General features: G+C 64.3%; 9 protein-coding genes. All 9 read left to right on the top strand.

The features are described 5' to 3' along the window. Nucleotides 1–4: 4 nt before the first annotated feature. The 9 genes from MKS85_RS26215 to tagQ all read left to right on the top strand — a co-directional run bounded on the left by MKS85_RS26215 (nt 5) and on the right by tagQ (nt 13,897). On the top strand, nt 5–1,324 hold the full coding sequence (locus tag MKS85_RS26215; RefSeq protein ID WP_047226778.1) for a DotU family type VI secretion system protein: 1,320 nt from the start codon (nt 5–7) through the stop codon (nt 1,322–1,324). Continuing rightward, complete coding sequence (tssM, locus tag MKS85_RS26210; protein WP_160891380.1) at nt 1,321–4,821, top strand: type VI secretion system membrane subunit TssM; 3,501 nt, start codon at nt 1,321–1,323, stop codon at nt 4,819–4,821. The genes MKS85_RS26215 and tssM overlap by 4 nt, the downstream gene beginning before the upstream one ends. Then, nucleotides 4,818–5,471: a type VI secretion system-associated protein TagF gene (gene tagF / locus MKS85_RS26205; RefSeq protein WP_107323114.1), complete on the top strand. Its 654-nt coding sequence runs from the start codon at nt 4,818–4,820 to the stop codon at nt 5,469–5,471. Before tssM ends, tagF begins: the two co-directional genes overlap by 4 nt. Beyond that, nucleotides 5,472–6,203: a PP2C family serine/threonine-protein phosphatase gene (locus MKS85_RS26200; protein WP_139048773.1), complete on the top strand. Its 732-nt coding sequence runs from the start codon at nt 5,472–5,474 to the stop codon at nt 6,201–6,203. Further along, complete coding sequence (locus MKS85_RS26195; RefSeq protein ID WP_107323113.1) at nt 6,200–9,250, top strand: serine/threonine-protein kinase; 3,051 nt, start codon at nt 6,200–6,202, stop codon at nt 9,248–9,250. The genes MKS85_RS26200 and MKS85_RS26195 overlap by 4 nt, the downstream gene beginning before the upstream one ends. Next, nucleotides 9,250–9,966, top strand: coding sequence for an ABC transporter ATP-binding protein (locus MKS85_RS26190; protein ID WP_107323112.1), 717 nt, complete (start codon nt 9,250–9,252; stop codon nt 9,964–9,966). Before MKS85_RS26195 ends, MKS85_RS26190 begins: the two co-directional genes overlap by 1 nt. Beyond that, nucleotides 9,966–11,162: an FtsX-like permease family protein gene (locus tag MKS85_RS26185; RefSeq protein WP_188252447.1), complete on the top strand. Its 1,197-nt coding sequence runs from the start codon at nt 9,966–9,968 to the stop codon at nt 11,160–11,162. The genes MKS85_RS26190 and MKS85_RS26185 overlap by 1 nt, the downstream gene beginning before the upstream one ends. Beyond that, a complete protein-coding gene (locus MKS85_RS26180) occupies nt 11,155–12,882 on the top strand; it encodes an SUMF1/EgtB/PvdO family nonheme iron enzyme (protein WP_188252448.1) in 1,728 nt (575 codons plus the stop codon). Before MKS85_RS26185 ends, MKS85_RS26180 begins: the two co-directional genes overlap by 8 nt. A gap of 85 nt (nt 12,883–12,967) precedes the next feature. Continuing rightward, the gene (gene tagQ, locus MKS85_RS26175; protein ID WP_047226786.1) at nt 12,968–13,897 is read left to right on the top strand and encodes a type VI secretion system-associated lipoprotein TagQ; all 930 of its coding nucleotides are present in this window, start codon (nt 12,968–12,970) and stop codon (nt 13,895–13,897) included. Nucleotides 13,898–14,308 lie beyond the last annotated feature (411 nt).

Below are 14,308 nucleotides of genomic sequence, written 5' to 3'. Positions count from 1 at the left end.
CGCGATGAGCAACGACGATCGTACTCAGTTCATGCCGACGCCCGGTGGCCGTGGCGCCGACCCATTCCGCCCGGACTCTGGCCGTCCGGACCCTGGTCGTCCACAGCCGGCGCCCGCACCGCTGTCGATGCCGGCCGCCCCGGTCCTGACCGGCAAGGCCCAAGGCCTCAACCCGCTGGAAAGCGCGGCCGGTCCGCTGCTGGCGCTGTTGACGCGCCTGCGCAACACCATTGCCCATCCGGCTCCGGCCAGCCTGCGGGCGCAACTGTTGGCGTACCTGCGTCAATTCGAGGAGCGCGCCGAAGCCGCCGGCGTGGTGCGCAATGACGTGCTGCTGGCTCGTTACGCCCTGTGCACCGCCCTGGATGAAGCCGTGTTGAGTACCCCCTGGGGCGGCACCAGCGACTGGGGCAAACAGAGCCTGCTGATCACCGTGCACAACGAAGCCTGGGGCGGCGAGAAGGTGTTCCAGCTTCTGGAGCATTGCCTGCAAAGCCCACGGGAGCGCTTGTACCTGCTGGAGCTTCTGTACCTGTGCATGTGCCTGGGTTTCGAAGGGCGCTACCGGGTGATGAACGACGGGCGCAGCCAACTGGAAGCCTTGCGCGAGCGCACCAGCGCGGTGATCCGCAGCGCCCGTGGCGACTACGAGCGTGAGCTGTCGCCGCACTGGCGCGGCGTCACCGTGGCCCGGGATCGGCTGGCGCAATTCATGCCGCCGTGGATCGCCGTGGCCATCGGCGCGGCCTTGTTGCTGGCGCTGCTGTTCGGTCTGCGCATGAAACTGGCTTCCGATGCCGAGCCGGTGTTCAAGAACATCCATGCCCTGGGAGAAATCCCGGTGCAGGCCATCGACCGCCCCGTGGTGCAGCCCAAAGTGATCGAACGACCACGCCTGGCCGGTTTCCTGGCCGATGAAATCCGGGCCGGTCGGGTCGCGGTGGAAGATGCCGTGGATCGCTCGGTGGTGACCATCCGTGGCGATGAACTGTTCGCCTCGGGCAGCGCCAGCATCTCCGATGATCTGGAGCCGCTGATGCTGCGCATCGCCGATGCCATTCGCAAGGTCAAGGGCCAGGTCCTGGTGACCGGCCACAGCGACAATCGCCCGATTGCCACCCTCAGGTTCCCATCCAACTGGGCGTTGTCCGAAGCGCGGGCCAAGTCGGTGCTGCAAATCCTTTCGGCCAAGACCGGCCAGGCCGAGCGCTTCAGCGCCGAAGGCCGCAGCGACACCGAGCCGTTGGCTTCCAACGCCACCGCAGAGGGGCGTGCGCGCAATCGTCGGGTTGAAATCACAGTATTGGCGGAGGGGGTCGAGTGAAGGCGTTTTTCAGTTTTATGATCCGCTGGGTCATCCCGCTGCTGGGGCTGATCGCCCTGAGCCTGATCATCTGGTTCGTCGGCCCGTTGCTGGACTGGCTGGTGCCCGAAGGTCGCCGTTGGGCGTTGATCATTCTGGTGTTCGCGGTGTGGGTCGCCTATCGGGTGTTTCGCATCATCCAGGCGCGCCGGCAGGCCGCCGAAGTCATGCGCAGCCTGGCCGCGCAAACCCCGCCCGACCCTACCAGCATCGCGACGGCCGAAGAACTCGAAACCCTGCGCCAGCGCATGGACGAAGCCTTGGCGCTGTTGAAGAAAGCCAAGCTGGGTGGGGACGAGCGCCGCAACCTCTACGAACTGCCGTGGTACGTGATCATCGGCCCGCCGGGTTCGGGTAAGACCACTGCGCTGGTCAACTCCGGGCTGCATTTCCCGTTGGCCGCGCAACTGGGCGCCGGCGCGGTACGCGGCGTGGGCGGTACGCGCAACTGCGATTGGTGGTTTACTGACCAGGCGGTGCTGCTCGACACCGCTGGCCGCTACACCACTCAGGACAGCGACGCGACCGTCGACAAGGCCGCGTGGCTGGGCTTTCTCGGGCTGCTGAAAAAACAACGCGCCCGTCGCCCGATTGACGGTGCGTTCATTGCCATCAGTCTGTCGGACCTGCTGCTGGGCAGCGACGCCGAGCGCGCGGCTCATGCTGCGGCGATTCGCTTGCGCATCCAGGAGCTGTACACCCAACTGGGCGTACGCTTCCCGATCTACCTGATGCTGACCAAGCTCGACCTGGTGCCCGGGTTCATGGAGTTCTTCGACAGCCTGAGCAAGGAAGAGCGCGCCCAGGTCTGGGGCATGACCTTCGCCCTGGACGATGGCAAGAGCAACGACAGCCCGTTGGCGCATCTGCAAAGCGAATTCGCCGGCCTTGAGCAGCGCCTCAACGACCGCCTGGTGGAACGCTTGCAGCAAGAGCGCGACCCGGCGCGGCGCGACTTGATCTACGGTTTCCCGCAACAGTTCGGCGCGCTGAAAGATTGTCTGCAAAGTTTCCTCGAAGGCGTGTTCAAACCCAATGCCTTCGAAGAGCGTGTGCTGCTGCGCGGGGTGTATTTCACCAGCGGCACCCAGGAAGGCAGCCCGATCGATCGCTTGATCGGCTCCATGGCCCAGAGCATGAATCTGGACCGTCAGCACCTGGCACGCCAGACCGGCACCGGGCGCAGTTACTTCATCGAAAAACTCTTCACCGCCGTGGCGTTCGCCGAGCGTGGGTTGGTGGGCGTCGATCCCAAGGTCGAGCGTCGACGCAAGTGGATCGCCCGGGGCGTATTGGCCTCCACTGTGGCTTTGGTGCTGGTGGTTTCGACGTTGTGGTGGATCAGCTATCGGGCCAACCAGGCGTACATCACCCAGGTCGATCAGAAAGTCGCGCCGCTGGGTCAGGCCGTGCAGAGCCTCAGTCCGGCACAACGCGATGTCCTCGCCGTATTGCCATTGCTCAACGCCGTGAAGCACCTGGCCGACGACGCGCCCGATTGGGCCGAGGGCCTGGGTCTGTATCAGGGCGACATGCTCGAAGCCGAGTCCGGCAGTGTCTATCGCAAGTTGCTGATCGCCGTGTTCGCGCCACGCTTGCTGACACGTATCGAAGAGCAACTGCACAGCGGCGGCAGTTCGGATTTCCTCTATGAAGGATTGAAGGCCTACCTGATGCTCGCTGACAACGAGCACTACGATGCCGACTTCATCAAGGCCTGGGTTGCCCTGGATTGGGACCGCAGCCTGCCGCGTGACCTGCCGGCCGATCAACGTCTGGCCCTGGGCGAGCATTTACAGGCGCTGTTCGAGCGTCGTCCGCCCACCGCCCGCCTGGACCCGCGCTTGATCGAAGACCTGCGCCGGCAATTGCAGCAACTGCCCGTGGCCCAGCGCGTCTATGACCGGGTCAAGCGCCAGAAACTGCCCGAGGGCATCGCCGATTTTCGCCTCAACGAAGCCGCCGGGCGCGACGCTGCGCTGGTGTTCAGCCGCAAGAGCGGCAAACCCTTGGGCGAGCCACTAAGCGGGTTCTTCACGGTCAAGGGCTACCGTCAGGGCTTTTTGCTCACCAGCTTGAACCAGGCTGGAACGCTGGCTGAAGAGCAATGGGTGTTGGGTCGCGACGAGGCCGGGCAGCAGGACGTCGCCAGCCTGGCCGCCGAAGTGCGCCGCCTGTATTTCCAGGACTATCAGCGCCAATGGGACGCCTTGCTGGCCGACATCGACTTTGTGCCGATCACCAGCGTGGCCCAGGCCGCCGATGTCTTGCGGGTCCTGTCCGGGCCAAGTTCGCCGTTGAAAAAACTGCTGGTGGCGGTGGCGAAAGAGACCGACCTGCAACAGGAGGAACGCTTGCTGGCGGCCCAAGGCGAGCAGGTCGAAGGCGGTGTGGACAAGCTCAAGGAGCGCCTGGGCAGCTTGCTCGGCCAGGAGCAAGCGGCGCAAAACGCACCCCAGGCCAGCGTTGATCCGGTCACTGCGCATTTCGCCGAGCTCAACAGCATCGTCAGCAAAAACGAAGGCGAACCGGCGGCTATCGATGGCCTGCTCGCCGACATGAATGCCTTGTACGTGCAGGTCAGCGCCATGGTCGGCGCCAGCGGCGACGCCCTGCTCGGCGAAGCCAAGAACCAGGCCCAGGCTGCTGCCACACGGGTCAGCCTCAACGCCGAACGCCAGCCGCCGCTGGTGCAAGGCCTGGTCAAATCGGTGGTCAACTCCACCACCAATAGCATGATGGGCGGGGTGCGCAATCAACTGAACGCCGCCTGGACCAGCGAAGTGGTGAACATCTACCGCCAGTCCCTGGCCGGTCGTTATCCCATGTCGCCGGGCAGTGCGCGGGACGCAACCCTGGACGACTTCGGTCAGTTCTTCGGCGTCGGCGGGGTGATGGACAACTACTTCCGCAAATACCTGCAGCCCTACGTCGACACCTCGACCCCGGCCTGGCGCTGGCAGCCGGGTGCGGCACAGAAGCTCGGTATCGCCCCTGGCGTGCTGCAAACCTTCCAGCGTGCGGCCACCATCCGCGATGCGTTTTTCCGTTCCGGCGGCACCCAGCCGATGGTGCGCTTCGAGCTCAAGCCGGTGGCGATGGACTCGACCATCACCCAGTTTTTGCTCGACCTCGACGGCCAGCAACTGAGCTACGACCACGGCCCGAGTCGTCCGACCGCCATGCAGTGGCCCAACCCCGGCAGCATCGGCGTGGTACGGATCTCGATCCTGCCGCCCTCGGCCAATGGGCGCTCCGGTATCACTCTGGACGGCCCGTGGGCTTGGTTCCGCCTGTTGGAACAATCGGACCTGACCGCCGGCAACTCGCCGGACCGCTTCAACCTGCGGCTGCGGGTCGACGGCGCCAGCGCCTCTTACGAGCTGCGGGCCAACAGCGCCTTCAACCCGTTCAAGAGCCGCGTGCTCAGCGGCTTCAGCCTGCCGGAGCGTCTATGAGTACACCGGGCTTCTATGGAAAGTTGGCCAGCCGCGGGGACTTCGTCAGCCGGGGCTTGCCCCAGAGTTTTATCGGCCCGTGGGATTCGTGGCTGGCGGCGGGGTTGCTCGCCAGCCAGACCGGCTTGGGCGAGCGTTGGCTGGATGCCTATCTGGTCAGCCCGCTGTGGCGCTTCATGGTCGCGCCCGGGGTCTGTGGGCCCGACGCCGCCGTGGGCGTGGTGATGCCGAGTATCGATCGGGTCGGCCGCTATTTTCCGCTGACCGTCGCGGTGCTGCTGGAGCCCGACGCGGACCCGGCGTCCGTGGTGGGCGGTGCGGACGAGTGGTTTGAGCGGGTGGAGAACCTGTTGCTGAGCACGTTGAGTGTGGAGGCCAGTTTCGAAGCGTTCAACGAACAGTTGGAGACCCTCGGCAGCCCGATGTATCTGCCGCGCACGCCGAGCAGCCGCTTTGCCAGCCTGCATCGCTTCGACGCCACCGACCCGCAGCGGCGCATGAGCGCCCTGGCCGAAGCGGCCTGCGAAGGCGTGAGCGTGTGGTGGGGCCAGGGTTCGGAACGTATCGCGCCCGGTCTGATGCGCTGCCAGGGTTTGCCGGCCGCCGCTGATTTTGCGCAATTTTTGCTCGGCCAAGAAGGTGTTGTGTAGATGCGTCCAAGTGCTGGGAAAGCCTTCAAGTCTGCAAGCAAGAGCCATGTCGGCATGGTTCGCCAGGTCAACGAAGACGCGTGCCTGGAACTGCCGGAAAACGGCCTGTGGGTGGTCGCCGATGGCATGGGTGGGCACGCGGCGGGCGACTACGTCAGCAGCCTGATCGTCGACAGCCTGCGCGGCATTGCCGCGGGCCGCTCGCTGGACGAATACGTCGCCGCGCTGCACAGCGACTTGCTGCGGGTCAACGCCGCCGTGCGTGAAGAAACCGCCAACCGTGGCGTGACCATGATGGGCAGCACTGTGGTGGTGCTGGTTACGCGGGACCTGCGCGGCATGTGCCTGTGGGCCGGTGACAGTCGTTTGTATCGCCTGCGCGACGGCAAGCTCGACAGCATCTCCCGCGATCACAGCTACGTCCAGGACCTGCAGGACAGTGGCCTGCTCAGCGAAGCCGAAGCCCGGGTGCATCCACGGGCCAACATCGTCACCCGTGCCATCGGGGTCGAGGCGCAACTGAATCTGGCGATGGTCGAGTTGCTGCTGGTGCCCGGCGACAGCTACCTGCTGTGCAGCGACGGCCTGACCAAGACCGTCGAGGACGATGAAATCCGTGAAGTCCTGAACCACGATGATCCCGGCGAGATCGCCAGTAGCCTGGTGTCCCTGGGCCTGATGCGTGGCGCGCCGGACAACATCACCGTGGTTGTCGTGAAGGTGCCGTCATGAGCTTGACCTTGAACATTGTCATCCCTGGCTACGACATCGAAGGGCCGATCGGTGAAGGCGCGATGGCCAGCGTCTACCTGGCGACCCAGCGCTCGCTGGAGCGCAAGGTGGCGTTGAAAGTCATGGCGGCCGCGTTGGCTGCCGACCCGACGTTCTGCGAGCGCTTCCTGCGCGAAGGCAAGACCCTGGCGCGTCTGTCCCACCCGCACACGGTCACCATCCATGACATCGGCAACGTCGGTGAGCTGTATTACATGGCCATGGAATACCTGCCCAACGGCACGCTCAAGGAGCGCATCGCCGCCGGCCTGTCGCCGGAGCAGGGCCTGATCTACATCCGCCAGATTGCCTCGGCCCTGGGCTACGCCCATGGCTTGGGCCTGGTGCACCGTGACGTCAAGCCGGCCAACATCCTGTTCCGCGCCGACGGCACGGCGGTGCTCTCGGACTTCGGCATCGCCAAGTCCCTGGACGACCGCACCCAATTCACCCAGGCCGGTTTCGCCGTCGGCACGCCCAGCTACATGAGCCCGGAACAGGCCCGTGGGCAAGACATCGACGGTCGGGCCGACCTGTATGCCCTGGGCGTGGTGCTCTACGAAATCCTTGTCGGCAAACTGCCGTATACCGGCAACGACGCGCTGTCCACGGCCCTGGCGCACCTGACCGAACCGCTGCCGGAGTTGCCGGTGCATCACGGTCATTACCAGGACGTACTGCGCAAACTGCTGGCCAAAGACCCGGCGGAGCGTTTCCCGGATGCAGCGGCTCTCTTGCGGGCGCTGGACAATCTGCCTGAGGAGTCGGCGCAAGCGACGCTGATCCGGCCGTTGCCGCTGCCCGTGTCGACGCCTCCGAGCGGCGCTGACCTGGCTGGATTGACCCCGGTGTCCATCGATATTCCGACAGGGCCGGCACAGCCGCAATCCCAGCCCAAGCCAACCCCGCCGCCGGTGAGCCCAACTCAACGCTCTAGTGTTTCGTCGCAGCCCAAGACCCCGCTATTTGCCCTGGCCGCCGTCGCGGTGGCCGTTGCGCTGGCGTTGGGGGGTGGGGCTTATTGGTGGTTGTCGGGCGATGGCGGAGAAGCCACGAAGCCGCCGATTGTCTCGACGCCGCCGGTAAATCCACCACCGGTGAAAACTCCAGATGTGCCCCCGGCAAAACCGCCTGTGGCAACGCAGGCCGATGGCGGCCAGCGTCCATTGTTGATGGCTGGCAAGAAAACCCTGTTCCAGCGAGTGCTGAGCAAACCGGGCGCCAAGCTCACTGAAGAAGCGGGCGCTGCGCCGGGCAAGGCGTTGCCGGCGTTTTCCGTGCTGTACGTGTATGAGCGTAAAGACCTCGATGGCAGCCCCTGGTTGCGGGTCGGCGCGGCCACGGATGGGCGCAGCGACGGCTGGTTGCCGGCCACGCAGGTCAGTGACTGGAAGCAAAGCCTGGTGCTCAAGTTCACCGAGCGTTCCGGCCGTGCGCCGGTAATGTTCCTGCGCCAGCCCGGCGAAGTGGAAAAGCTGCTGGCCGACCCTTCAGCGGCCAGGAATGTCTTGCTCAAGGCCCAGCAGAACCGTGAAGACAATCAGCAAGTGCTGGCCCTGGAACCGGCCGCCAGCGCCGTGCCGCAGAATCAGTTCTACCTGTTGCCGATCTTCGATTCCCGCGAAAGCTTCGATGAGACCGGCCAACCGGTGCAGCTGCTGAACGTGGCGTCCATCGACCCCGGCAACACGCCGAAGGCTACCCCAAACACGCCCATCAGCACCGCCAACGCCGACGCGTTCCGTACCGCCGTGGTGCTGGTGGTGGACACCACCGTGTCGATGCAGCCGTACATCGATCAGGTTCGCGACGTGGTCCACGAACTGCAAAGCCGCATCGCCGAGCGTGGCGAGCTGGACAGTGTCAGCTTCGGCATGGTGGGTTTTCGCAGCAGCACCCAGAAAACCCCCGGCCTGGAATACGTCGCCAAGACCCTGATCACCTTGGAGCAGGGCCGCGACCCGCAACGCTTCATGGAGATGGCACGACAGGTCAAGGCGTCCACGGTGTCGAGCCATTCGTTCAATGAGGATGCGTTTGCCGGTGTCATGGAAGCGGTGGAGGGCATGGACTGGTCCGGTTATGGCGGGCGCCTGATCCTGTTGGTCACCGATGCCGGCGCCCTGCGCAAGAACGATCCGTTTGCCGCCACGCAAATGAACGAAGCCGAAGTGAGACAAGCGGCGCTGGGCAAACAGATCAAGATCTACGCCCTGCACTTGCTCAGCGACGCCGGCAAGAAAACCCACGGCGGTGCGCAGAGCCAATATCGCACCCTGACCGCTGACGCCAACCCGCAGATCGGTGACCTGTACATTCCGGTGCCGGGCGCCGATGTGCGTAAGTTGGGTGAGCGCGTCGACGAGATCGGCTCGGTGTTCGCCGACTTGGTGCATCAGGTGCGCAGCAACAAGCCGCAAAGCGTACCGCAGTTGGGCGCGGCGCCGAGCCTGAGCGATAAATCGGCGGCGGTGGGCTACGCGATGCACATGGACTTTTTGGGGCGCAAATCTGCCAGCCAGGCCCCGCAACTGGTCAGCGCCTGGACCGCCGACCGTGACCTGACCAACCCGGCGCTGCCGGCGTTCCAGGTGTGTGTGATGCTGACCAAACTGCAACTCAACGACTTGCAGCAGTCGCTGAAGCTGATCGTCGATGCGGCGCGCAAGACCCAGACTTCGCCCAAGGATTTCTTCCAGGAAATCGCCAGCGCCAGTGCCTACATGAGCCGCGATCCTTCGGCGTTGCGCAAGGGCGGCAACCTGGCTGACGGTGGGATTCTCGGCGAGTACCTCGAAGGGCTGCCTTACCGCAGCAAGTCGCTGAACATGACCCAGGATTTGTGGCTGTCCCTGAGCGTGGCCGAGCAGGAAGATTTCATCGACGAGCTGGATTCGAAAATCCGCCTCTACGAGACCTTCCACAACGATCTGGCCAACTGGGTGCGGTTCGGCGATGCCGAGCCGGGCGATGCCCTGTACCGCGTTCCGTTGTCGACGCTGCCGTGATGCTGAATATGAGCGCCGTACACAAAAGCCGGGGCGCCGGCAGCCAGCGCTACAGCCTGGTAATTCCACGGCTGCAATTGCGTGCCGGCGAACAACTGGCGGTGGTCGGCCCCAGCGGTTGCGGCAAGAGCACCTTGCTGGATCTGCTGGCCTTGGTGCTGGCGCCGGATCAGGCCGGGCAGTTTGACTTCACACCGGCCAACACGCCGTTGGACATCGCCGCGCTGTGGCGTGCGGGGCAGCAGGGCGCCTTGGCGGACCTGCGCAGCCGGCATTTGGGTTATGTGCTGCAAACCGGTGGTTTGCTGGGTTTTCTGGACGTGCGCGGCAACATCGAGTTGTCGCGCAAACTGCTTGGCATGGCGGATGACGGCAGCGTCACGCGCCTGGTCGGTCAACTGGACATCGCCGACCAACTGGGCAAGAAGCCGGCGGATTTGTCCGTCGGCCAGCGCCAGCGGGTCAGTTGCGCCCGCGCCTTGGCGCATGGGCCGCGCCTGTTGCTGGCGGATGAACCCACCGCAGCCCTCGATCCACTGAACGCTGAGCGGGTCATGCAGTTGCTGGTGGCCCAGGCCCGCGATCACGGTGTGTGTTGTGTGGTCGCCACCCACGATGAGTCACTGGCCCGCGCCAGCGGTTTGCAGGTGCGGCGCATCAGTTGTCGTCGCGACGCCGATGGTGGCGTCACCGCAACCCTCGGGGAGGCTTGCTGATGCGCGGCGCGCTGGTGGCTTCCCTGGCCTGGCAGGATTACCGCAACGATGCCTGGCTGTCGGCCTGTTCGGTGCTGGCGCTGGTGGCGGTGGTCGCGCCGTTGCTGGTGTTGTTCGGCCTGAAATTCGGTCTGGTCAGCAGCCTCACCGAGCGCCTCGAGAATGACCCGGCTACCCGGGAAATCATCCCGCTGGGCGGCGGCCGGTTCAGCGCTGAGTTCGTCGAGCAATTGGGCCGGCGCAACGACGTGGCGTTTGCCCTGGCCCGCACGCGGCAGATTGCGGCCACTGCGGATTTGAGCCGCGAGGCTGAGCCCGTCACCGTCGAGATGATCCCCACGGCGGCCAATGATCCTTTGTTTGAGCGCCTGCCGGTGCCGCAAGGCCTGGATCAAGTGGTGCTCAGCCACACCGCCGCCGAAAAACTCGGCGCCAGGGCCGGTGATTGGCTGCAGGCCAGTTTCGGTCGGCAGGTGGCCGGTCGTAGCGAGGCGCAGCGCACGCGCGTGCAGGTGTTGCACGTACTGCCGCTGCAAGCCTTTGCCCGGGATGGTTTGTTCGCGCCGCTGGCGCTGCTGGAAGCGGCCGAGGATTACCGCGACGGTCGCGCCGTGCCCGCGTTCGGCTGGCCGGGCGACGCGGTGGGGCAGAGCGCGCAGCGGGTCTACCCGGCGTTTCGCCTGTACGCCCGCAGCCTGGGTGATGTGGAGCCGCTGCGCGAGTATTTCGCGGCACAGAACCTGTTGGTGTCTACCCAGGCCCAGACCATCGCACAGGTGCAATCGCTGAGCCGCAATCTGTCGATCGTGTTCTGGATCATCGCCGGGTTGGCGTTGGCGGGAGCGTTCGCGGCGATTTTTGCCGGTGCCCTGGCGGCGGTCGAGCGTAAGCGCCGGGAACTGTCGGTGTTGCGCCTGCTGGGGGTTTCTACGGCGGCGCTGTTGTTGTTCGTGGTGTTGCAGGCGCTCTACAGCGCCGCACTGGCGGCCTTGTTGAGTGCCGGGCTGTATGGCCTGGCGCAGTCGGGCCTCAATTATTTATTTGCGCAGTTGCCGGGCGAGTACGCCAGCCATCTGTTGCCGCGTCACTACACCTTGGCCCTGGTGGCCGTGCTCGGCGTCAGCGCCGTGGCGGCGGCCTGTGGTGGCTGGCGGGTGGCGCGCATCCAGGCGTGTGAAGGAATTCGCGATGTATAAGTTATTGGGCGCCGCCGTGGCGCTGAGCCTGGCCGGTTTAACCTGGGCCGATGAAAGCACCGACAAACTGGACAACCCCAAACCGCTGCCCGGTGACGTCAGCCTGCCGCTGCCGTGCGAAGGGCAAATGGTGTTCCGTTACGTCTACATCCTCGCCCAAGGCACCCTGGATGATCGGGAGATCAGCCTTGGCTACCCGTTCAGCGAGGGCGAGGCCGGCTATAAGCAGTCGTTCATTTCCGGTTATCGTCGGGACTTCATCAACGGCCAGTTCACCCTCAAGGACCTGCCCAAGGACTGGAACAAAACCATCGCGCCGTTGATGCCCAAGGCTGACGCCAAGACCCCGCTCAAACCGATGCTGTACTTCATCGGTAAATACGAGGTCACCGCTCGCCAATACGCCCAGGTCATGGCCCAGGCGCAGTCGTTGGCCAGCGACGAACCCGCGCCGGCCTGCGAGACCCTCAAAACCGAGCTGCCCCAAGGCATGGCCGGGCGTTTGCCCAAGGTAAAACTGTCCAAGTTCGAGGCCGAACGTTTTGCGGCGGTGTACAGCGCCTGGCTGATGAAATACCACAAGGATCTGCTGCCGGTGAGCGGTCGCGGCACCTCCGCCGAAGACGGCGGCCTGGGCTTCGTGCGTTTGCCCACCGAAGTCGAGTGGGAATTCGCCGCCCGTGGCGGGCAAGCTGTCAGCCGCCAGGACCTGGAGGGGCGCTTGTTTCCCCGGCGCCTGGAAGGCAGTGAAAGCGACGGGCCACTGGCCGACTGGGCGGTGTTCAATCAGGTCGCTGGCGGCACCGGCCAGGCGGCGCGGCTGATGCCCGTCGGCATCAAACTGCCGAACCCCATCGGCTTGTTCGACGTGATCGGCAACGCCGCCGAGATGGTTCAGGAGTCCTTCCAACTGGTGCATGCCGGTCGCCGCCAGGGCGCCTACGGTGGCTTCGTGGTCAAGGGCGGCAACTACCTGGAAGGCGAAGGCACGCTGTTCACCGGGATGCGCCGCGAGTATCCGTTGTTCGCCGCCGACGGCACCGAGCAAAGCAACGAAACCACCGGGTTCCGCGTGGCGGTCGGAGCGCTGTCGGCTCCGCGCTCACGTTACAAAGAGCTGTTCGCTCAATGGGAGAAAGAAGGCCGCCTCGCATCCCTGACCGATGCCATCGATGAAGCCGAAGACCCGACCAAGCGCCTGGACAGCATCATCGCCGCCAGTGTCGACCCACGCCTGCAGGCCGAGCTGGGGCTGGTCAACGAAGAGCTCAAGCGCAACGTCTCGCTCATCGCCCAGCAGCGCGAGGAAGCGGCAGGCAACCTGATCCAGTCGGCGGCCCTGGTGGTCGAGACCATCAATAACTACAACATTCGCCTGACCAATTTGCAGAACAGTCGCCAGCAGGCCTTGGACGCCAAGGACGAGGCCAGCGCCAAGCTGTTCGCCACGGCCATCAACAACGGCCGCAGCGCGCTCGATGGCGCCGTGGCGATTTACATCGACAACCTGGCCACCGGCACGCGTTACACCGATGCCGTGATCCAGGCGCAGTTTCAACGCATCAAGGAGGAATTGGAGCGCAAGCCGGTGCTGGGCAAGAGCCTGGTGGCGCGCGCAACGTTATTCGTTCGCCATGTCGGTCAGTATCGTCAGCAAAAACGAGCCGACCCGGCGGCGATATTGAAGGAACTGCTCGCATCGAGCAGTCAGCGGTCTTGATCGTTGATTGTCAGCGAGCTTGGAAGGGACTCAGACGGCGGTGGGCCGTGCTGAGCTGGTCAACACTTAAAAAGAGAACACAATCATGCTTTTCTCCCGTAAACCTTTTGCTTCGGTTTCCAAGCGTCACCTGCTGATGGTCGCTGTCGGCTTCAGCACCGTACTGACCGGCTGCGCTACGTCGCCGACTTCCAAGGTCGCGTCGAGCACCAAGGTCGAGTACTACCCTAACTGCTACGAGCCGGTGCAGCACTTGCGCTCCACCGAGGGGAACATGACCAAATCGGTACTCACCGGCGCAGCCGTCGGTGCGGTCGGTGGTGCCCTGTTGGGTGCGCTGACCGATTCGGAAAACCGTGGCCGCAACGCCGCCATCGGTGCCGCCGGTGGTGCCTTGGCCGGTGGCGCAACCGGTTACTACACCGAGCGTCAGAAGCAGATCGCCGATGACAACCAGCGCATCGCCTCCTACGCCGCTGACGTCAACAAAAGCGCCGCCGATATCGATCGCAGCACCGCGTACGCCAAGGCTTCGCAGCAGTGCTACCAGAGCGCGTTCACCAAGCTGGTGGCCGACCGCAAGGCCAAGACCGTCAACGAAACTGAAGGCCGCAAGCGCCTGGCAGAAATCGTCTCCGGCCTGAAAGAGTCCAACGACCTGATCGTCGCGGTCAACGGCAAAGCCGCCGAAGACCTGAACAACTACACCCAGGCCTATGAAAAAGACCTGCAGCAAGTGGGTGTGCAGCGTACTGACGTGGTGACCGTGGCGACCGCCGAAACCAAGCCGGTTGTGGCTTCGACCAAGACCAAAAAAGCTGTGAAACCGGCGAAAAAACCGGTGTTGCCAACCGTGCCGAAAGAAGCGGTAACCACCGAGAAAACCCTGCAGACCGCCAAGGCCAAGCAGGATGAAAGCAAGCAGGTTGCCAGCGCCGGCACCAGCCAGGTCAACAGCATGTGCAAAAACCCGGACCTGGGTGACTGGGCACCGGTGCCTTGCCCGAATGTTTGATTGACTGTTGCTGATCATTCCCTCGAGGGAGTGATCAGCGCACAAAAACCTGTGGGAGCGAGGCTGCTCGCGATAGCGGTGGTTCAGTTGACATCAATGTTGACTGATACGCCGCCATCGCGAGCAGGCTCGCTCCCACATTTGTTTTGTGTTGGTTTGAATATCCGCGACTGCTCTCAATCCCCTGTGGGAGCAAAGCTTGCTCGCGAGGCGGCCTTACAGCCGACCCGGCTCTCCCGGTTGTACGTCGATCAAACTGTGGGAGCGAGCCTGCTCGCGATGGCGGCCTGATAGCCGGCCAGGATTTGGTTGACTGGGTACATATCCGTTGCTGCGGTAACGGCGGCTTATGGTTCCGCCCTTACGGCGGGTCACTTTTGGCAAACGCCCCAAAAGTAACCAAAAGGTCTT

Origin of the sequence: Pseudomonas sp. JL2, from assembly GCF_031570495.1 — a bacterium.
Classification (GTDB): domain Bacteria; phylum Pseudomonadota; class Gammaproteobacteria; order Pseudomonadales; family Pseudomonadaceae; genus Aquipseudomonas; species Aquipseudomonas rhizophila.
The sequence above is the reverse complement of the archived record's forward strand: the minus strand, read 5'-3'. Positions and strand labels throughout refer to the sequence as shown.